This is a genomic window from Staphylococcus sp. EG-SA-17 (assembly GCF_017151845.1).
Lineage (GTDB): Bacteria > Bacillota > Bacilli > Staphylococcales > Staphylococcaceae > Staphylococcus > Staphylococcus aureus.
The window spans coordinates 56,422-78,625 of sequence record NZ_JACVZO010000009.1; the positions used below are offsets into that span (position 1 = coordinate 56,422).

The following is a 22,204-nucleotide window of genomic DNA, read 5'->3' on the forward strand; positions in this document are numbered from 1 at the left end:
TGGACGGTGTTTTTGTATTATATTAAATGAAATTTAACCATACTATCAATTGCTGCTAAAATTGCTTCTTCTTGTGTCGCAATCGGTTCCCAACCAAGTAATGTTTTTGCACGTTCGTTACTTACATTGCGGTTCATATCTAATAAAAGTTTACCTTCTTTAGCTTGATGATTAAATTTAGCACCTAGACTCAAAATAAAGTCTGGCAATTTTTTAGTAGCAACTTTTTGAGCTATTTCAGGTCGTTTTTCTTTAATTAATTTTGCAATTTCCAATAAATTAATTTGTCCATCAGCCGTAGCAATAAATCGCTTGCCATTAGCCTGTTCATTTGTCATTGCCAAAATGTGTAGTTCTGCTACATCTCTCACATCAACAACATTTAATGGAATTTGAGGTACACGTTTCATTGAACCATTCAATAAATTTTCTAATAAATGAAAGCTTCCTGAAACATGTGCATCTAATGATGGTCCAAAAATTGCAACTGGATTGATTGTGGCAAATTCTACTGTCGTATTTTCATTGTCAACAAAATCCCACGCTGCCTTTTCAGCTAACAATTTTGATTTTTCATATACTGATAAGCCTGGTTCATCTTGATTTGTCCAATGACTTTCATTTGTGATTGAATTTTTATCTTTATTACTAAAACCAACTGCACCAAAGTTTGCAGTCATCACCACACGCTTCACGCCAGCATGTTCTGCAGCTCTTAAAATACGTTGTATGCCTTCAATGGCAGGCTTCGCCATCACTTCTGCATCGTCTGTTTTACCGAAAAACACTGGAGATGCCACACTCAACACATATTTACAATCTTTCATTGCTTCATCCCAATGTTCATCTTGTGATAAATCCGCTTCGACAAACATTAATCGCTCTGTGGAAATACCATTGTCTTGCATTGTTTTAATTACTTTATCAGCTTTACTTAAATCACGTATCGTCGTTTTGACCTCATAACCTTGTTCTAATAATCGTGAAATGATTCGCATGTCAACAAACCCTGTACCACCCGTCACTAATACTTTATTATTCATCACATAATCTCCTCTTTGTGTCTATTGATTACTCATTATAGCAGTCATTATATTTTGACGTATATAAATAGACTTTGGTAGCTAGTATTTAATCTTACTGGTATAAATGAAAATGAATTTATTCCTTTAAAAACTATCATTGACCATTTTCAAATACCCAATCACTAATAAACACAAACGCTATAAATATGATGTCTTTGCTAATTAACTAAATTCATTTTCAATCGTATGTTCAAATTACATAACTACATAGTCACCATTTTAAAAGCAAATACACATATTCAACGAGGGTGCGACATTAACGCCTAAACAAAATTAACTTAAAATCATCTCAACCAATGATTCAACCGTAACATTACCAAAATAATAAACGATGTCTAATTGCTTTAACTGATGCGTTAAATCTTCTCTTGTCATTTTTGTTCCTTGTAGCGCTTGTTCCACATCTTTTATATCACCTTGTCCAAAGAAATCACCAAAAATTCTACAATCTGCAATACGATTTTGTTCAACAGAAATGGTAATATCTACAGTACCTGATGATAATCTTTCACTTCGATTATATTCATATTTGGGTGACTTGCCATAATTCCAATCCCAATTTTTATACTTTTTATCAGCTAATTCATCAATCGCTTCCCAATCTGCTTCGGATAATTCATACCTTTTTGCCTCTTTAATGTCATCGATTCCCAAAATCTGCGTCACCATTAAATTTTTAAATTCTTCAATGGTTATACCACGATACTTTTCATCCAATGCTTCTCTAAGATGACCAACACGTGCGCGCACAGATTTAATCCCTTTCGATGCAATCTTTTTGCGATTAGGCTTTAACACTTTATCCATTGCTTCATAATTAACATCAAGTAATAGCGAATAACCGCCATAAATACGATTGTTCATTAATGTCATTGCGGCGCCTGACACTTTTTTGCCGTTCAATGTTAAATCATTTCTACCGCTTTGTATCACATCTCTTGCACCTAATGTATGCAATGCCTTTATAGCTGGTTGATAAAATCGTTGAAAATCACCATAAATTGAAGTGTCTTGTTCTAAAATACAACACATATTAACGGCACCTTTATCAACATACACAGCGCCACCACCAGTATCTCGGCGAACTACTTGAATACTGTGTTTATCTATATAATCTTGATTCACTTCTATAGCAGTATTTTGAAAACGTCCAATTTCCACTTTTGGATCACAATAATAAGGGAATAAAATATCGTCATCTAAAAAGATATTCTGATTAACATAAACTTGCATGGCGAGTGCAATCGCACCATCAGTAATATATTCTCCATTCCTAATCGGTTCTATTAAGTACATCTTCTGTCTCTCCAATGTTGTTATTTTTCGTTGTGCTATCGTTCCGGAGTGCTGTTGTAATCAATGTTGAGATATCATCAGTCAAATGTATGGTACGTTCTTGAATTGAATTCGGAATGCGATATGCCTTTTTATTCATCGTCATATAAAGTGCATTTTCATTTTTACGTGTCATACGCTGAAAAGGATGTTTCACAAATTGTGGTGTAGTAAAACCAATTCCAATTTCCAAATACAACACTTTATCATCTTGATGTTGCTCTAGAAAAGCATTATAACGTTGCAGTTGCGCATGAAATTCAGCATCTTCAACCATGCCAACTTCCGCTTTACGTTTATTCACTTCCATTGGAGCATCACATTTTGGACATCTTGGAATCATCTCCCAAGGTATAAGCATATCTTGTTGCGCAACAACCATTTTACGAATTAAATCATCATTGCGATACGTTTGAGCATGACAATGCTGACTACACTGTTGCAGTATATACTCGCCTTGTATATGAAATACATGCGTCATATCATAATCAGCTACATCGAAAGCATTATCTGCATTCGTAGTTATAATGTGGTACTGTTTACCTTCCACCAAGGATTTTAAAGCGAGGTAAGACTGACCTACAGGTTGATCTAAATAGTTTAATGTAATAAAACGACTCTCAAACGCCCAATACTCTTGCCAACTGCCATAAGGATGTAAACTCGCTTGCAACATATCAAAGAAGCGATATTTTTCAATAAAATCCGGGAAATTTTCCGTAAAACGCTCTCCTACATATGTAAATCCGTCAGATGCAGACATGCCTGCACCAATTCCAATCACTATCGCATCTGCTTCATCAATCGCAGTACGCAATACTTCAGCCTGCTTTGTCTTGTCATCCATTAACAGAGACATTGCATTCCATTTACTACTCTGCATCACGGTTCAATGCCTCCTTATACAGTTGTAAATCCTTATCTGTAAATACATTGAACACGACTTTCAATGTTGAATTTGTTTCTTTGAGATAGCTTTCTACTGTTCGAACAGCAATTTCTGCTGCTTCATCTTGAGGAAAAGCAAATACACCTGTAGATATACAGCAAAAAGCGACATGATTTAAACTATGTTGATCAGCCAATTTAAGACAGCTAAGATAACATTTAGCTAACAAGTCATGATTCATCTTTGAAACAGGCAATCGACGTATTTGCGGACCAACCGTATGAATTATATACTTTGCTGGCAAATTATATCCACGTGTTATTTTGGCTTTACCTACACCTTCATTGCGCCCTTGTTGTCGAATGATCTCTGCACAATCAAGTCGAACTTGAACACCCGCTTTTGTATGAATAATATTATCAATGCAGTCATGATTAGCTTGCATACATCCTAGAAAACGACTATTTGCAGCATTAACAATAGCATCGATTTTTAACGTCGTGATATCACCTTGCCAAACAAAGATATTGTCACCTTTTATCGGCTTCAAATCCTTCAAATCCGTAACATGTTGACGATTCAAATCACTTAACATAGCATCTTGTACAGCTAAATATTCATCACTTACAGGTAATGCCGGTCTGACATTTGCTAAGCCTCGATATAATTCCCACAAATCTTCAAATGAAGATGGCATTACCAATACGTCATTGTCATTTCTCTCTCGACGCATATCATTGATTAAATATTCAAGTCTCGCTTTATTTGATTTTAACGTTTCCATTTAAGCCTCCGGTAATGCTAGGAATGCTTCTTTATCGACATCATCCAATTTGAACAACCAATTTTCTTCTGGTTTTTCAGAGTTTAAAATTGTCGGTTCTTCTTCCGCTTTTGTATTTCGCTCAATAATCGTTCCTGACAATGGCGTTTGCACATCAATGACCGTTTTCGATGCTTCGATACTCACAATTTCATTATCCACTTTAACTTCATCTGGACTTACGAATTCAACATAACCTACTGTCCCAATATCATCTTGCAATTCAGGTGTCATACTAAACACATACAAATCTCCTACTTTTTCTACCCATAAATAATTGGCTAACTTTTTCATCTTATCTTCATCCTTTCTCTTCTATTTAAAATGCTACAAATAGATTTCCGCGAGTAATTTTAATGTTTTACAACGCTGTTCAATGCCTGGAATAAGCGGTGCTACTAACACCTCATCAACTTCAAACGTAGCAATGAAATCATCTAATTGTGCTCTAACCTGTTCTTGTGTACCTGCAATGATGCGTGCTTGATGTGCTTGAATCATCTCTTTGTCTCGATCATTAAGCTTATACTTTTGCGCTGTGTCTACCGATGGAAAATGTTCAAATTCTGCAAATTGTAATTTACCTAATAACCAAACATCTAAGGCATGTTGTAATGCTGCTACTTCCGCTTCGTTATCAGCTACAATGACAAATACAGATGCCATCACCTTTGCGTCCATTTTAATCGTTGATGCTTGGAAATGTTTTTTGTAAATATCAATGTTATCCTTCGCTGCATGTATCGCATTTATATCCGGTAGCAAAAATGTTCCAACAGAAAGTCCTATACCTAGTTCAGCAGCTATTTTGGCAGATGTTGCGCTACTACTTAATAACCACATTTCTGGAAAATGATCAATGTGTGGTTGGACACCTAACGTATGCGCACTTGGTTTATCCTTTATTGTAAGATAATCACGTAATAACGAAATCGATTCATCGTAACTATCATATGTAGGATTTATTCCATCTAAAGCTTGCTTTACCATAGTAGTACCTGGATTATTACCAATACCTAAATCAATACGATTTGGATATAACGCTGCCATCATTCTAAAATGCTCAGCAATTTTATAAGGGCGATAGTGCGGCAACATCACACCACCAGAACCAACTCGTATGTGATTTGTCTGCGCCAATGTATGCATCATCAAAAGTTCTGGACTACTACACGCAAACGCTGGTACATTATGATGTTCCGTAAACCAAATTCGCTTAAAGCCAAGTCGATCTGCTAATTTTGCAAGTGTCACTGAATCCTGCAACGCCTTTTGTGCATCCTTACCTTCATCTATTAAGGCATAGTCTAATACGCTTAATTTAACCAATCCGTCATCTCCAAACTTATCCTGTCATGTCAAACAGACATAACATTTTAGCGTTCTTAATACCATTCCCTCTTCATATACCCACGTATATGATAACGTTTTTCAATTAACTTTTATATCTTTTCGCTTGTATTTTTCTTTTTCATATTCATATTTTCAGACCTACAAATGACATTCATTAGTTCAATTTTAATTTTAAAAATGCTTTCCATGTACCAATTCTATTCTATCAAGACTGTTCATCATTGATTATTCATTCTTTCCATGGTACTTTGAAAACAATATTGAATAGAAAAGGAATCATAGTATGTACCGATACAAACCACTTTTACAATCAATCCACTTACCTAATGGCATCAAAATTTCGAATCGCTTTGTATTATCACCAATGACCGTAAACGCATCAACAAAAGAAGGCTATATTACAAAAGCAGACTTGGCTTATGCTGCACGTCGCTCTAATTCAGCTGGTATGCAAGTCACCGGCGCTGCTTACATTGAGCCATATGGTCAATTGTTTGAATACGGCTTTAATATTGATCATGATGCTTGTATCCCTGGATTAACTAACATGGCATCTACGATGAAACAACATGGTAGCCTCGCTATTATTCAGCTAGCGCATGCTGGTCGTTTTTCAAATCAAGCAATTTTAAATTTTGGAAAGGTGTATGGACCAAGCCCTATGACGTTACATTCACCGATTGAACACGATGTTATCGCCATGTCTCATGAGAAAATCAATAGCATCATTCAGCAGTATCGCGATGCTACATTACGCGCGATTAAAGCAGGTTTTGATGGTGTGGAAATTTCGATTGCACAACGTTTGCTGATTCAAACATTTTTCTCAACTTTTTCGAATAAACGTACAGACCATTACGGTGCCGACTCATTAAAAAATCGTGCAAGATTATGTTTAGAAGTTATGTGTGCGGTACAAGAAGTGATTGATAAAGAAGCACCTGACAATTTTATTTTAGGATTTCGAGCAACGCCAGAAGAAACCAGAGGTAGTGATTTAGGATATACCATTGACGAGTTCAATCAATTAATCGATTGGGTCATGGACGTTTCAAACATCCAATATTTAGCAATCGCTAGCTGGGGGCGACATATTTATCAAAATACGTCTCGTACACCAGGTGAACATTTCGGTCGACCAGTTAACCAAATTGTCTATGAACATTTAGCTGGTCGCATCCCTTTAATTGCAAGTGGCGGGATTAATTCTCCAGAGTCTGCTTTAGATGCTTTACAACATGCAGATATGGTCGGCATGTCTTCGCCTTTTGTCACAGAACCTGACTTTGTGCATAAACTTGCTGAACAGCGACCTCATGATATCAATCTTGAATTTTCTATGGCAGATTTAGAAGATTTAGCCATTCCACATGCTGCTTTTAAAGATATTGTTAAAATGATGGATTATGGGGAAGGTCTAAAGAAGCATACCCGTGACGCTTTACGTCAATTGGAACAGAATTATCATGACTCATCGTCTTAAGACTATTTTTCATGGAAATTTAAGACAGTGTTATAATGACATCAATATCAAAAATAAGGAGCCTGTATAGTCGTGACTGAAATTAAAGATAAAGTAATTACTAAAGATGCGTTTGAATTACCCTACACAATTATTAAAGCGAAGCATCAACCAACAAAAGGTGCCATTGTCTACATCCACGGTGGTGGATTAATGTTCGGTAAAGCTAACGATTTATCCCCACAGTATATCGATATCCTTACGGAACATTACGATTTAATTCAACTAAGTTATCGTTTATTACCAGAAGTAAGTCTCGATTGCATTATTGAGGATGTCTACGCATCATTCGATGCGATTCAATCACAATATTCTAATTGCCCTATTTTTACCTTTGGCAGATCATCAGGTGCATATTTAAGTCTATTAATTGCACGAGACAGAGATATTGATGGTGTTATTGATTTTTATGGTTATAGTCGCATCAACACTGAACCTTTTAAAACAACTAATAGTTATTACGCAAAAATAGCTCAAAGCGTAAACGAAACAATGATTGCACAACTCACTTCACCAACACCGGTTGTTCAAGATCAGATCGCACAACGTTTTTTAATCTACGTTTATGCACGTGGCACAGGTAAATGGATAAATATGATTAACATTGCTGATTATACTGATTCAAAATATAATATTGCACCAGATGAACTTAAAACACTTCCACCTGTTTTCATTGCGCATTGTAATGGCGATTATGATGTTCCCGTTGAGGAAAGCGAACATATCATGAATCATGTTCCACATTCAACATCTGAACGCGTGAATAAAAACGAGCATGATTTTGATCGTAGACCTAATGACGAAGCAATCACTATTTATCGTAAAGTTGTTGATTTCTTAAACGCTATAACAATGGTGTAATATATCATTATTTTAAAAAACTCAATTTATCATCATGATAAACAGTTATTCGATCAACCATATTATTCATACAATTTATTAAGCTCATAAAAAGATACGCCTGTCCCTTTAGTTTTCGCTAATGAGACAGGCGCTTTATTTCACTTTACTATTTTGAAATTCAACACTGTGATGTTACTTATATCTGCTGTGCCATGTTAGTAGCACGAAATACATAGCATATTAAATTCAGAAGATGAATTTAACTTGCTTTCAATTGTGTACCTTTACCTTCAGTTGCTTCAACACGCAACAAGTCATTTATAATACCTGTATAGAAGTTGGCGAGTTCTGCACCTTTACGCTTGAAATCTAGGAAATCTACACCGATAAAATCGACATGATCCCATCCTTGTATGATGGTAAACCGGTCATTCTCTAACGTACACGAGCGTCCAAAAACACTGTTGTATCAAGGTTTTTGTCATTTTTAACCTTTTAGATTTTCCACAAGCGTTTGCCCTTTTTCAAATAATCTGCCCTTTTTTTGCCCCAAAAAAACGCAAAAAATAACCACAACCCTAAATTAATAGGATCTGTGGTTTTGTTGGTTGTAGGGGAATAAATATAACCGTATCGATTAAGATACGGTTGTAGCGAATGTAACATTTCTATGTTGTTAAGATATATGTATCGAGTGATGACAAGGAAGATGTCTCCTGTGGGACCAACAGTCAGATACATGGCCTCTGCCGGGCTATATAGTTCACTCCTACTATATACGCATGTAATTATAACATAAAAAAAATAGGCAAGTACCGAAGTACCTGCCTGTTATGCACATTTAAATCTTGAGAGTAATGTTATCTAAAGAATAATGTTATTATATCACAATACAACATTTAAGCAAACATTATATTAAAACACTTCTTTCACAATCAATCTCTCATGCCATATCCACTCATTATGATTGTTCCAATAAATGCGACACCAACCATCTATAATTTCAAACACATATATTAATGTTCCAGGCGCGTATACAGCCTGTCCAACATCGAATCTATAGTTAGTACGATTATCACCGTATCTAGTGGCTGAAGTAGCACCTAAGCCGTCGATTTTCGCATTAAAATAAGCACCTTTTGACCATTTAAGGTTATAAGGCGCTTTACTTCCAACTGTTATTTTACTTGCAGATTTACCGACTGCTTTTTGAGCAGGTGGTTTAACTTTATTTGTGATCTTATTCATTAAGCCCTCACTTTTATACTTAGGTCTAATAAAGTGAGTACAGCCGTAATAATTATCCCAACGTAACTTTGCAGGCGTATTTGCGTTACCGTCATAGTTCTGTTCCAAAATTAAAAATTGATTTGTATTACCACCATTAAACACTAAACCAATATGACCGTATTGTTTATATATTCCTTTGGTAAATACAGCCACATCACCTATTTGTGGAACAAACGATGATGTGTTTTCATATACTGTTGCCATGTTTTTAAAATCGTTATTGATTGCATCTTTTGCATTTCCCCACATTCTAATTTCTAACAACCAATAAATGTAATCAACTGCTAAATCTGCACATTGGTAACCATACCAACCGTCAAAATCAATATATCTACCTTGATACCAACGTAACCTTGCTCTTGCTTCACTGTATGTTTTCATTATTTTACCTCCTAGTATTTTCTTCTTGGTTCTTCATATTCTAAAGCTTGGTGGCTATCACCTATACCTTTAGTAGTCGGGTCTTGAATCACACCAGTTAATACTAAAAATCCTAATATAGCGTTTAAACCGTCTGTTAATTGCTCTGTATAAACTTGAATATCATACCCAATAGCTTTGGCGATGTTTTGAGCAAATAAAAAGATAGCTGACAATATCGCTACCCAAAATGATTTTTGTTTCATTCTAATTTTCCAATTAATCATATTCTTATCTCCTTTTATCCAAAATAAAAAGACGACTAATAAGCCGTCTATTTGATATTTATATTATGGTGTGTTAATTTATATATAGAAAAAGGGCAACATACGCAAACATGTTACCCTAATGAGCCCGTTAAAAATTAGGCGTCTCCTTTCTAAAGATTTCAGTAATGCCACCATAGGCACCACCTCCTTATACTCAGATAGCCACCATCTATCCAACTTGCTCAAAGCATATTATAGCACATATACTTTTTTTACTGCTTGTAAACTTTCAGATTATTCTCGGTTCATAATAATCTGAACATTACGTGTTCAAAACTACCATGTTTAACTTGTATATAAATATATATCAATATGCATGTTTTCAGAGTTAATCGTTTTATTATCTCTATATATTCTTAATAGTGTATTTGAATTCTGTCCTTGAGCACCAAATAAATCGTAATTAACCGAAGGTTCTGTAGAAGTATGAAACACGATTAATCCCCTCTGAACCTTCCCATCAAAAACATCAGAGTTATATAAATTATATTTTTCCTGTAAATAACGTCTTGCTTGAAGATCCAACTCCTGAACAGTTACATTTTTCTTATTCGTTTTAACCGTTTCCAAAGGTACTGTATTTTGTTTACCGTCTAGCCATAAATTGATTGGCACTTTTTTCTCTTCGGTCAATCGATTATTATCATGTAACGTTACACCACCATACATGCAAGCTGTTTTGTTTGGTGTACCACCCGCACATTGATAACCATAATAAGCACCATATAAGTCTACTTTTTTCCCTTTATATTTATCAACAATATCCTTTGAATCAAAATCTACTAATAAATCGTTATACCATGAATGATTTGTAAAAAAGCCTTTAAACAATATAGTATGCTGTAAAAATTGATCGTGACTCTCTTTATTTTCAGTTTTAGCTTTTTCATTGTAATAATAGATTTGTTTAAGATTGCCTAAAGCTGCTCCCTGCAATTCAGACTTTTTTCGCAAATCTTTTTCATTTATTTCTTCGCTTTTCTCGCTACCATTTACAAGTGGACTTGTTGTCCACGTTAGGGCAATGAATAAAAGTAGTATAAATGCTGTTTTTTTCATTTTGCTCACCTCTAAAGCATAATTCCATACAAACTTTTTATTATCTAAAATATTTGGATAATAGATTATTTTTGTCGAAGTAATTATTAGTTATATACAATAATTATAGAATTATCATTATTTACTTATACATACATATATTACTATACCTTTTTTATACTTGTCTATAATATAATAAAAAGATTTCATTTTTACTCTATTATACATTTCAGATATCTTACTTACTTGGTATTGACAACACTTCCCAACTTCACTTGCAGTATGCTTCCTGTCTTTTGAGCTGTGTAATACAATGTACGTAACTCTTTTCAATCAAAATAAAAAGCCAGTGCCGAAGCACTGACCAAAAACATTATTTACATTTACGACCATACAAATAACATGACAACCATCTTGCCCAACTCATTTTGTCCACCTCCCTTAAGGTAATAACGCAGTAATTGATGCAGTAATGACTGCAATCATAACAATTGTTACAAGCGCCCATATGGCACCTACGAGCCATTTATTTTGGGCGAGTGTCTTTTCTTCGTTTTTTTGCGCAACATCTACTTGCGTTTGATATCTTTCTTCAATTCTGTTTAATATCTTTGTTTGCTCTAAATTCTCATCTACAACTTTATCTTGCTTATCTTTAAGTTCTTTATGAGATTCTCTTAGTTCATTATGATGTTGCTTATGTTCCTCTCTAAGTTCAAGCACATGATCAGCTGTTTCATTTGCTAGTATTTCAACATCATCCACACGTTCAACTAATTCAGAAAGCTCTTTTTTTATTTTCTGAATATCATCCAAAACTACACCTACTTTCTAAGAAAGCTATGAGCGTAATGCTCATAGCTTAGTATAGCTACATTGTTTCGCTATCAACTGTTTTATCAGATGACAAGTCAGTTCTATCCACAACTTCTTTCACTACTTTCACACGTTGTTTTTTGTTAGTTAATTGATATAACAAATTTAACGTCTCCGCAATTTTCTTAGCGTTTTCTTCAGATTTAAAATCTTGAGCATGGTTAACCATTTCAGAAGTTGTAAAACTTCCTGTGAAATCTTGATATACTACACGTTCTGTACCTTCTTTGTCGATTTGTACTAAAATAAACCTTTCTGTATTGTTGATAATTTCTTTTGCCATAATTAAATGACCTCCTTAAATTTTTGTATAAAAATAGTGCTAAGGATTACTCTTCCTCAGCACATTGTTGATTTTCTTTATTTTCTTGTATATACGCTTTTAACATCGCGTTTTCTTGTGTTAACCTCATAATTTCCTGTGATAAATAATGAATTGTATATTCAGGATTAGCTTGTAATCCTTGTTTGTTATCCTGCATTCTTTGACTCCTCCAATTTCTTGATTCTTAGTTGTTGTTCTTTGATAACAGGGATAAGATGAATCCATAGACGATCATACGCTATACCTTCAATTTCTCCTTTGTCATCATACGTGACAAACTCTTTTAATCCTAAATTCTCCACCTCTTCAGCAATCAAACCTACGTATCTATCAAGTTTATAGGTGTCTTCCGATAATTTTCTATCTTCTCTCAGCTCTCTAGCTAAAATTTCAGACTCAGCTTTATCAAACCACGTTCTAATAGGTAAGTTAAGAATAGCTTTTGAATGTTCCAGTTGTTCATCTCTATCGTTATATTGATTTTCGATAGATAACTTGTATTTACGCGCTGATGTCGAACGCCCAATTGTGCCAGCAGAAGTAATATGCAAATTAGCTGCGGCCGAATAAGTACGTCTATAAATTGAGTTAGAAGCTATCCTATCTCCTGCATCATCTGAACCTACAGACAGTAGGTCTGTACTCTGTATATGAATATACCTATTACCATCACGTCGTTTCAGCATATTAAATTTGCCATACCCTGCTTCGATTGTTGTATCTCCACCTGTTGCATATCGTCCATTAACAATTTGAACAAGACCTTTATTTCTTTCTTTAGAAAACCTGATACCCGCACCGTAATCATAGTTCTCATCAGAACCAAACATAATATAACCGTCACTCGAATAAGCATTATCTGCATTAGACAGCGTGAATGCAAATCGGTTTAATCCAGGCACTTTGTCTGTGTTTGGATATAAATACACCGGTGCCTGTTTGCTTTTGATATTCGATGAAGCGTAAGACTCCAGAACAACCCGATTATTATCTGACGTTAGTGCAACGACACCACCATAGGAATTGATTGTTATACCATTCATGCCACTATCACTGTAAGTTTTATCCCACCATTGAATCGTACCAGATGAACCACCGTCTTCACCTTCACCATCAATATAAGTCGAAATACCAAAATGTGACATATAAAGTGAACCGCCAGCGGTGTTATTTCTAAATCTTAGGTGACCGTCTTTCAGTCGCGTAAAAATATCGTCTGTTGAACGTTTCCCTCTCCAAGTACGTTGCACAATACCACCTAGTTCAATAGAATCATTCTGTATTTGAACATATCTGTTATTGTTACCGCCTTTAATTCCAATTCTATTAACATTGATATCAAGACCCTCTCTTGATAAATTAAGGCTGTTGACAATATCGGTTTTATCTACTTTATCTCGCATATTTTGGATAAGAAGGTTTATTTCTCTATTACCGTTAATATCAATTTTATCAGCATTTAATCTAATACCACGTGGCCCCACATTTAAAGCTTGAGCCACTCCGTTATCATCATATCTGATTGTTGTTCCATCTGTAACGTTTTGGACAATCTCGTTTAATATATTTGAAAGTGTACGATTGGTTGCATTAAACTCTTCTTTAGTAGTTCTTAATTTGATTTCCTTACCATTTTGTATAATTTGAGAACCATAGCGAGTCAGTGTTCTCCTCTGTGCATCTGTGCTTTCTTTGACCTTGTTGTCTGTATAAGCATTAGCTTTCTTTTCAGCGTTTCTAGCCTTTAGTTCTGCGTTTTGTTTTGCCTCTTCAAGTTTAGCTTGAGCATCTTGTATAGCGCGTTGCTCTTCTTCCGAAATTTTACCATCAGCATACGCTTGCGATTCCTTCTCTTTAAGATCATCTTGAGCATCAATGTATGATTTTAAAGCTTCTTGCGCTTCTTGATTTGCTTGTTCAATACTTGCTTTAATCTCAGGATTATTGGACAAATCACTTAACTGGTCATCAGTATATTGTTTTTGTTCTTCCAATCCGTTTCGATATTCGTTTAACGTAACTTTATCTTTGATTTCACCTTTTAAAGTCGTTCTCTCAGCTTCAGCAGTATCTAAACGTTCAACAATACCGTCTTTGTCTGTTTTATAGTCCGATGTTTTTACATAGTCACGTAATTGTTCTTTTGTGGATTCTCTAGCTGCTTCAATAGCTGATTTAACAACATTAGGTTCTCCGACTAACTGCAAATCTTCATTCACCGTTAAACCAAATTTTGTTGCTATTATTTCCAACGCTTCTTTATATTTTTCATCAGTGTATTGTGACTGTAATAATTTAAATCTATCTGAAATGGCGATTTTGACATCTTCTACATCTGTATAAACATCTTGTAATTTCTTTCTATACTCAAGAAATAAAGCTTGTGTATCTACCAACCGACCAATCGTTGCAGTTTCGGGTGTCATAGATTCTAAATTATTTTTAATTTGATTATAAACATCAATCACAGCGTCTAAACTTGCTTGTAAGTCCGCTTTCAAATCATTATCTACTAAGTACTCGCTATTCAGTAATTCTGTAGCTTCTGACAAAAGACTAGCGTGTTGTATAGATAAATTAATAAAAATATTGTTTAATTCACTGAATAGCGCTTTCTCTCTTGTTATACCACCTAATTTTTCAACATCATTTGGTGTTGCTTCAATCCATCGACCATTCCAATATCTACGCAAGACAGCAACATCAGGGTTACTTGTATCATACCAAAGCATATCATTGACTGGATTTTCTGGCGGTGTATCACTTTTGTGTATTTTGTGTTCAAAGTATTCTAATTCACCATCTACAACATCTTTAACTATAGTGTTGATATTGCTAATATTATCGTTTAACTTTTGATGTATTATGTTCAATCGCTTGTTAAACTCTTCTCGTAATTCTGATTCTTTGAACTCTTTAGGTTGACCGAATGTATATGTGCTATTTTCTGAAATTATGTTATATTCTTCGGCAATAACTTCTGCCTCTACATACAATGGCGGGTTAAAATCTCTATGTTTTACTCTGACTGTATCACCAATTGATATAATCTCGTGCGGATACGTAACTTCCAAATCAGTAGAAGTAATCTCATATGACATAACTGCCGACTTACGTTTATTTAACTCTGTTTTGGCTAAAGAACGCAACCGTGTTTCATTCATATTTTGATCATCTGATTGAGGTTCGTATATTCCCCAAATATAACGGGTAGGTAAGTTGAATTGACTTTGTGCTTCGTCATCAGTCACAACTAACTCTAAACGCTTTCCTTTGTCATTTTCGGGTCCCACAGCAATTAATGCTGTTTTGATTTCTGACATATCAATCTTCCTAGTTAACCCAACCAAATCTTTACCATACTCAATTTCTTTACCTTTGAATAAGCTGTTTTTCTTTTTGAGTACCACATATCTACCTTTGACGGTATTAGAACTAAGCTCTATATAAAAATCCAATACCATTTTATAGGTTGTACATAATTGCTTTAAAACTTCATATCTAGTTTGATAGGAAGTCCATGACGTAGTACGTAAGCCATCGTATTCGGTTTGTTCAGAAACTTCCCAACCTGTATCGCTCAACACATCTTTCAATGCTTCTGAAGTTGTCTTTTTCTCAAATTTGCCTGGTGCATACGGTTTAGCTGTTGTTATATCAGCAAGATAAGACGCTATACATTCTATCTCTGTGTAGCCGTCCATCGTATCTTGAACCCAGTTAATAATAAATTCACGCCATTGTTTGTTTGAATCCCTTATAATAACACGATGTCGTTCACGGAACTTTTCAGCTCTTTCTGATGATATGAGCAGTTCAAGCATTTCTGAATTGTCATTAACATTACGTTTATGAATCGCTCTAACTAAGGAAGGGTCATCAGTAGAAAGGAAATCTATAATCTTGTCGTTAAAATCTAAAACATGTATCACACTCTCATCTCCTTTCTATAAATATCTATCTTGCCATTTAACCGTCGTATCAAAGACGTTTTCAGGTTGTATGATTAATTCACTGTACCCAGAATCAACATTGAAATAATTACTTCCAAACGATTTCTCGCTCAACATTGGTTCCTCATTGATGACAACACTTTTTGCTTGCATATCTATTTTCACTAAATCACCTTTTTGTATAATGACATCCCTTGCGCCTTTCGGTTTCGGTAGAATCTCCGTATTGAATGAACCTAATCCATTCATCTCCATCCACTTATAACCGTTATACTTCGCACTATAGATAGCTATGATAGAAGCTGGACGCTGATAAAACTTACCGCCATCTATCCACTCTTTCTCATCCATATCAATAGGTTTACGTCTATCTGGGTCTTTAATGTGATCAAATTTCCAAGTTTTAATAGAAAATTTATTACCTACTCTTCTGAGCCGCATATAAACAACGATTCTGTCCAAGTTATACATTATCGGTTTATTCTGATAGTCGTATATCTTTTTGGGGTCTCCTTTTTGGTTATACAACGTAACAACAATATGTCCTATTTTTCTATCATGATATTTATTTTCATAACCAATAGAAGCAAGTAACTTACCATCACTATCATAAATATGTTGTGCTGTTCTTCCGGCACCTTTACCTTTTTGTTCAACAATACATTTATAGGTAATTTGAAAATCTGTCATCGCTTTAGGGAGCCCTCGTTTCGTGCCAGCACCAACCCAACCTTTTGCATCAGGAAAATTAGTTGCTTTATATCCTTCGCCAAGATTGGATATCACAAAGTCACCGCCGACCTTACCACCTAAGTCATTACTTGGAATATCTTCAGTAATCATCTTAGTCCAACCTTTGAAATCACGAAACTCACTATGATAAACAGGAGGCATGTAATCCTTAACTTCTTTGGTTACCTCATCATCACCAACCATAAAATAATCTTCATCATTTTTAGTAATCATAAAGTAACTAGATGGTTTAATTGCTCGGGCTTCAACAATTAAAGGAGTGTCAGCAGTCCCACTATTTACAACTGAAACTTGGTCTGAAATCGCGGTGTTTTTGTTTCCAGTTACCGAGTATTTATAAGGATCTGTTAACACTACTTTTATAGTGAACTTCACTGAACCTCTTGGGTTTTTCGGTAATTTTAATGGACCATCAAAATATGCAAACCAATACCAGTTTTGAGATTTGAATTTAAGTTTTTTAGGTGTTAAATCTTTAATATTGAAGAACTTGACCAATGCTTCTAATATATCATCGTGTGTTTTTTCTCCACCTGGTGACAATTTTTCGTTTCGAATAATTAATGGTAAATCAAATTCGATATCATTTAAATAACGATTCTTAACAATAGATCCCGCTCTACCTTTTACGTTTTCTTTTTCAGTAACAAAATTAAAAGAGGGTATCTCGAACCCTCTTTGCACAACCAGCCATCCAATTGTTTTATTGTCTATTTGAATTGTATCTTGCATTAGATTATCGTGCCTCCTCTTCTAAATCTAACTCTTGTAGATTCGTGACGCTCTCGTTTATCGATAGAATTATTTACCTCATCTTCAAACACATACTTATTAATAACTGGTTCGTAATCCTTATCTGCAATAACTTGATTAGACTCAACCAAACTAACCAAACAATTAATAACCGCATCCAGTTTATTCTCCAATGTATGAATATAGTTTGTATCACTATTACTTATACTTGGATTTGGTAAGTTGTTTGGTCGCTTATTTTTAGAGCGGTTATCAATATCGTTAGCAGCTAAAGCTAATAATTTGTGTGCTTCGTTCGCTCTACTTGGATCAGTAGGTATTATCCACTCTGGATATCCTTCTTCCCCTAAGTGATACAATCCGTTATAGACTTTGCCACCAGTAGCATATGCGTAATCACCAGCGCGTTTGAACGCAGCTCTCCATGAGCCTGTTCTTGGTACCCATTTACCCACAATATATCTCATAGCCGATATAGCTTGATGAGTTGGGTTGAGAGGATTATTGTAACCCGACTTTGCGTACGCTCTAAATGAAGGATCTATCATTTGGAACATACCTCTTGAAGGTATACCAGCTCTTGCGTTGCTATCCCAATTATTGACTGCATTAGCTGTATAATTGGATTCACGACTCGCAACACGCATCATCTCGTTAGTAATCCAACTCGCCTTATACCTTCCTCCTAAAATATTTTGAGCAGCCTTAATAGCTCGTCTAGCATTAGCTGCACCATTACCACCGGGTGTACTTTTGCCGCCCCCATTATTCTTTCTTAACCACGGTAACGGGTCTCTATGTCTTCCATTCCAACGCATCTCATAATGTAAGTGAGGTCCTGTACTAAACCCCGTATTCCCCGATATACCAACAGTCTGTCCGACCCTAACTTGTTGACCAGTTTTAACTTTATATTTAGATAAATGTGCATAAATAACTTCTAAGGCGCCCTTTACAATTTTCACCCATTTTCCATAACCACCATTATGAAAAGGCATAACTTGTGCTCTACCATTAATGGTTGATGGAACAGGTTCGTAAATGTAATCAAAATCCAGACCTTCATGGAATGGGCGTCCGGTTTCTCGTGTATAAGCAGCAGTGTGACCGTATAAGTAACGTAATTTACTCATATCTAATACACCGCCATCACCCGACTCTGCGAAAGCATCCTCAAGCCACTTGATTGCACTTTTCTTAATCTTAGACCATGCAGCTTTTGTTATATCGCCAGCAATACCCATACCTTTAGTTAGAGAACTGAAATCAACTCCAAACGCTTGAAGTACATAATTTAAAAGTTTGCCTGGATTATCGATAAAGTCCATGACATCACCAACTTTATCGCCAAGCCACTTTGTACCTTTACCTATTTGATCTTTTGTCCAGTTAAATGCCGATGATGCACTAGATTTAATATCTTTCCACATAGTAGTACCGAAATGAAATCTCGGAAGCGTTCCGTTTAACATTGAATAAGTTTGTGCACCGTTGTATACTTTTGAGCCTTTAGGTAAATAAGCAGTAGTGTCTGTATTAGGTGTGATTACACGTTTACCATTAGGGAATTCAATCATTTCATTTCTAAAACCATTTGGACCATTTCCACGTCCTTTATCCCCAACTGTAGCGAATGTATCACGTGCAATCTTACCGTTCTTAACTAATCTTGTAGTAGTATGTGTGTGCTCTGTACCAGTGTGTAACCTAGGTATTTCATCCATACCTAACTTACCACCGACCCAGTTTAAGCCTTCAATTAATTTATTAAGTCCTTTTTTAATAGCATCTACCATACCGCCGATATGATCTTTAATTTTACCAATGATAGATTTTAAACCGTCACGCATGTTTCCGAAGATATTACGTACTTTATCCCACAAACGACCAGCTATACCTACCGTGTTATCTTTAATAGAGTTCCAGATGTTTGACATCCAATTTCTTAATTTAGTAAATATATCTTTCGTCGCATTCCATAAACTTGTGAATTTAGACCTTACACCCGTAAATAACGAATGAGCCTTGCCGACGGTATTGCTTTTGATATTATTCCACGTACTAGATAACCAGTTTTTCATATTAGTGAAAATAGATTTAACACTATTGTATAAGAAACCAAAAATACTTTTCGTTGCATTCCAAATTGCAGATAATGATTTTGTGAAAATACCTTTGATAACACCCCAGATACCGGATATTAAACCTTTAAGCAATCCACCAAAGTATCTAACAACACCTAGAATCTTACCTACAAACCACAGTTGTATTAAATTCCAAATTAACTGCACAGTACCTTTCAGTATCATTACAATGCCGTCCCAAACGCCTCGCCAGTTTCCTGTGAAAAGACTAGAGAACACTTTGATAATACCCAAAATAATATTAATAGCCCCTTGTATTACACCTTTGATATTTTCCCAAGTGCTGACAATCAAAGCTTTAACCGCCGGCCAAATAAATTGCATCACTTGCCAAATCGCAAACATGATTGGTTTAATAATAAAGTTAAAAATAAATTCAAAGGTTGCTTTAATGAAACCAGCTATATTTTGCAAAGCTTGTGTTATTTCTGAGCCGTTCTCTTTCCAGAAAGAGGCTAATTGAGCGCCTATCTCTTTGGCGAAACCAACGATTGCATCAACTACTTTAAAGAAAGTTGTTCTAATCGTATTAACTACATTTTGTATTCCTGCTACAGTTTCGGGTGGAAATATCTTCTCTAGGGTAACCGCGCCTTTACTATCACCTTTGAATAAATCAAAGAAACCTTGTAACGCTAGTTTAGCTGCTTTAAATGCGTTTGCTACACCAGAGATTGCCTGATTTACAATATTTCTAAAAGTTTCTGAACGTTTATAAGCTTGATAGAAAGCTATGCCAATACCAACTAATGCACCTACAATTAATGTTATAGGTAACGTTAAACTTGATATCGACACACCTAAAATCGGAAATAGTTTAACAAGTGATGCGATTTTAGTTCTTAAAAACGCGAATAAACCACTAGCTTTATTAACGTTTATTAACAAGGGTCCTAAAACTGTCATTGCATTCCCCATCACGCTGATAAATAAACCGAACATAAAAACTAAAGGACCTAAAACTGCTACAAATAATCCAAACCCAACAACCGCTAATTGAATTGACGTTGGTAATTTAGTAACCCATGTCACTACTTTGCTAAAAGCACTTACTATAATCTTTAGTGCTGGTTCTATTCTGTCATAAATCGTTAAGGCTAGTTCTTCTAATTGCGACCTTAAAGTTCTTAATTTCCCACCTAAACCAGATTCCATTGTATCGGCCATTCTTTTAGATGCGCCGGTAGATGAATCTATAGATTTGGTTAACTTTTGATAGTCTTCATCAGAAGCATTTATAATCGCTAATGCTCCTGACATCGCTTCTTTACCAAATATTGTAGCTGCAGAACTAGCTTGTTGGTCTTTTGAAAGATGTTTAAATTTTTCCCTCAGTTGGTCTAAAAGCTTTCGCATAGGAATCATTTTCCCATTACTATCTGTAATAGATATTCCTAAGCGTTCCATTTCATTCCCCATAGCTCTAGTTGGACTTGAAAGATTGGTGAACATTGTTCGTAACGCTGTACCTGCTTTTTCACCTTTGATACCAGCATTACTCATTAAACCTATCGCAATAGATGTATCTTCAATCGTGTAACCTAACGCACCTGCTACAGGAGCGACATATTTAAAAGCTTCTCCGAGTCCTCTGACATCCGTATTTGCCTTCGAGCTAGTTTGTGCTAAAACGTCCGCTAAATGACCACTATCCTTTGCTTTTAAACCAAATGCCGTTAGTCCATCTGTAACAATGTCACTTACTGCTCCCAGTTCTTCGCCAGATGCTGCCGCTAAATCCATAACTCCGCTTAAACCTTCCATCATTTGCTTAGAATCCCAACCAGCAAGTGCCATGTAATTTAATGCTTCAGCCGAATCTGATGCACTAAATTTTGTTGTTGCACCCATTTCGCGAGCCTTTTTCTTCAAAGCTTCAAACTCTTCCCCAGTAGCACCTGAAGTTGCTTTAACTTTTCTCATACTGTCATCGAATTCAATACCTTTTTTAGCTGCTACAGCAAACCCAGCAACCACCGGCGCAGTTACATACATAGTCATGTTACGGCCTACATTTTTCATACTGTTACCAATTTCTTGAAGTTTAGGACCAAAATTATTAAAGTTGGTACCAAGTTTTCCCATTGCAGTATTTAATGCTTTCTGCTCTCTTTGCATGTCTTTTAATTCTTGTGTGGCTTGGTTTAACTCTCGCTCATATTGGTTTAATTTAGCGTAAGCTTCATTGTATTTAGCAGCCGCAGCTTGTGTCTTTGCACTGTTTTCACCAGTTTCTTTACTAAGTTTGTCATAACTATCTTTCAGCTCTTTAGTAATCTGGGCTTGAACTTTTTGTTTTTTACTCAAACCTTCGACTTTTATCTTCGACTTTTCTAATGAATTATCATATCTAGAAAATTGTGATAAATTAGCCGAAAGCTCACGCGAAACCATTTTCATTTGCCTATTTAAACCTGTCACACCTCTATTGAATCCAGAACCATCTAAATCAACCTTTATGACCATATTACCTATAGGATTAGGCATTTAAAAACCTCCTTTCTTCCAAGATGTAAATAAAAAATCAACCTTT

The 22,204-nt window shown here is 35.4% G+C and carries 19 protein-coding genes and 1 pseudogene; 3 read left to right on the plus strand and 17 right to left on the minus strand.

What is annotated here, in order from left to right; genetic code table 11:
• Positions 1–17 precede the first annotated feature (17 nt).
• From IDG65_RS06230 to IDG65_RS06260, 7 genes are all read right to left on the minus strand, one after another.
• A complete protein-coding gene (locus IDG65_RS06230; protein ID WP_001060925.1) occupies positions 18–1,043 on the minus strand; it encodes an SDR family oxidoreductase in 1,026 nt (341 codons plus the stop codon).
• A gap of 315 nt (positions 1,044–1,358) precedes the next feature.
• Positions 1,359–2,381, minus strand: coding sequence for a lipoate--protein ligase (gene lplA, locus IDG65_RS06235; protein ID WP_000280807.1), 1,023 nt, complete (start codon positions 2,379–2,381; stop codon positions 1,359–1,361).
• Positions 2,359–3,303, minus strand: a complete 945-nt coding sequence (locus tag IDG65_RS06240) for an SIR2 family NAD-dependent protein deacylase (RefSeq protein WP_001191948.1) — start codon at positions 3,301–3,303, stop codon at positions 2,359–2,361. The genes lplA and IDG65_RS06240 overlap by 23 nt, the downstream gene beginning before the upstream one ends.
• Positions 3,293–4,093 carry a protein-ADP-ribose hydrolase gene (locus IDG65_RS06245; protein WP_000449074.1) on the minus strand — a complete coding sequence of 267 codons (801 nt, stop codon included), beginning with the start codon at positions 4,091–4,093 and terminating at the stop codon, positions 3,293–3,295. The genes IDG65_RS06240 and IDG65_RS06245 overlap by 11 nt, the downstream gene beginning before the upstream one ends.
• Positions 4,094–4,426, minus strand: a complete 333-nt coding sequence (locus IDG65_RS06250; RefSeq protein WP_052997564.1) for a glycine cleavage system H family protein — start codon at positions 4,424–4,426, stop codon at positions 4,094–4,096.
• A gap of 33 nt (positions 4,427–4,459) precedes the next feature.
• Entirely contained in the window at positions 4,460–5,461 is a 1,002-nt protein-coding gene (locus IDG65_RS06255; protein WP_000240062.1) for an LLM class flavin-dependent oxidoreductase, read from the minus strand.
• Between the two features lie 113 nt (positions 5,462–5,574).
• A complete protein-coding gene (locus tag IDG65_RS06260; protein ID WP_001803958.1) occupies positions 5,575–5,673 on the minus strand; it encodes a hypothetical protein in 99 nt (32 codons plus the stop codon).
• Between the two features lie 95 nt (positions 5,674–5,768).
• On the opposite strand from IDG65_RS06260, the gene IDG65_RS06265 reads away from it, so the two are divergent.
• Both IDG65_RS06265 and IDG65_RS06270 read left to right on the plus strand, forming a co-directional pair.
• Positions 5,769–6,968: an NADH-dependent flavin oxidoreductase gene (locus IDG65_RS06265; protein ID WP_000286464.1), complete on the plus strand. Its 1,200-nt coding sequence runs from the start codon at positions 5,769–5,771 to the stop codon at positions 6,966–6,968.
• A gap of 72 nt (positions 6,969–7,040) precedes the next feature.
• On the plus strand, positions 7,041–7,868 hold the full coding sequence (locus tag IDG65_RS06270; protein WP_000136027.1) for an alpha/beta hydrolase: 828 nt from the start codon (positions 7,041–7,043) through the stop codon (positions 7,866–7,868).
• A gap of 241 nt (positions 7,869–8,109) precedes the next feature.
• Here the strand turns inward: IDG65_RS06270 and IDG65_RS14795 are convergent.
• The 3 genes and pseudogenes from IDG65_RS14795 to IDG65_RS06280 form a co-directional block, all read right to left on the minus strand.
• Positions 8,110–8,268, minus strand: a pseudogene (locus IDG65_RS14795) (lipase-like domain-containing protein); the annotation flags it as partial.
• A 497-nt stretch (positions 8,269–8,765) separates the two neighbouring features.
• The gene (locus IDG65_RS06275; protein ID WP_086096979.1) at positions 8,766–9,521 is read right to left on the minus strand and encodes a CHAP domain-containing protein; all 756 of its coding nucleotides are present in this window, start codon (positions 9,519–9,521) and stop codon (positions 8,766–8,768) included.
• A gap of 11 nt (positions 9,522–9,532) precedes the next feature.
• A complete protein-coding gene (locus IDG65_RS06280) occupies positions 9,533–9,787 on the minus strand; it encodes a phage holin (protein ID WP_000611512.1) in 255 nt (84 codons plus the stop codon).
• Between the two features lie 51 nt (positions 9,788–9,838).
• Here IDG65_RS06280 and IDG65_RS06285 point away from each other — a divergent pair, with 51 nt between their 5' ends.
• Positions 9,839–9,928, plus strand: coding sequence for a hypothetical protein (locus tag IDG65_RS06285; RefSeq protein WP_206174045.1), 90 nt, complete (start codon positions 9,839–9,841; stop codon positions 9,926–9,928).
• 186 nt (positions 9,929–10,114) lie between these two features.
• Here the strand turns inward: IDG65_RS06285 and sea are convergent, their stop codons facing one another.
• The 7 genes from sea to IDG65_RS06320 form a co-directional block, all read right to left on the minus strand.
• On the minus strand, positions 10,115–10,888 hold the full coding sequence (gene sea, locus IDG65_RS06290) for a staphylococcal enterotoxin type A (protein ID WP_000750406.1): 774 nt from the start codon (positions 10,886–10,888) through the stop codon (positions 10,115–10,117).
• Between the two features lie 420 nt (positions 10,889–11,308).
• Positions 11,309–11,683, minus strand: a complete 375-nt coding sequence (locus IDG65_RS06295) for a hypothetical protein (protein ID WP_000340977.1) — start codon at positions 11,681–11,683, stop codon at positions 11,309–11,311.
• Positions 11,684–11,738: 55 nt separating this feature from the next.
• Positions 11,739–12,026 (minus strand): hypothetical protein, encoded by a 288-nt coding sequence (locus IDG65_RS06300; RefSeq protein ID WP_001040259.1) that lies wholly within the window; start codon positions 12,024–12,026, stop codon positions 11,739–11,741.
• Between the two features lie 46 nt (positions 12,027–12,072).
• Entirely contained in the window at positions 12,073–12,225 is a 153-nt protein-coding gene (locus IDG65_RS06305) for a hypothetical protein (RefSeq protein ID WP_001153681.1), read from the minus strand.
• Positions 12,215–16,000 (minus strand): phage tail spike protein, encoded by a 3,786-nt coding sequence (locus IDG65_RS06310; protein WP_206174047.1) that lies wholly within the window; start codon positions 15,998–16,000, stop codon positions 12,215–12,217. Before IDG65_RS06310 ends, IDG65_RS06305 begins: the two co-directional genes overlap by 11 nt.
• 15 nt (positions 16,001–16,015) lie before the next feature.
• Complete coding sequence (locus tag IDG65_RS06315; protein ID WP_001154327.1) at positions 16,016–17,506, minus strand: phage distal tail protein; 1,491 nt, start codon at positions 17,504–17,506, stop codon at positions 16,016–16,018.
• Complete coding sequence (locus IDG65_RS06320) at positions 17,506–22,158, minus strand: phage tail tape measure protein (RefSeq protein ID WP_206174050.1); 4,653 nt, start codon at positions 22,156–22,158, stop codon at positions 17,506–17,508. Before IDG65_RS06320 ends, IDG65_RS06315 begins: the two co-directional genes overlap by 1 nt.
• Between the last annotated feature and the right edge of the window lie 46 nt (positions 22,159–22,204).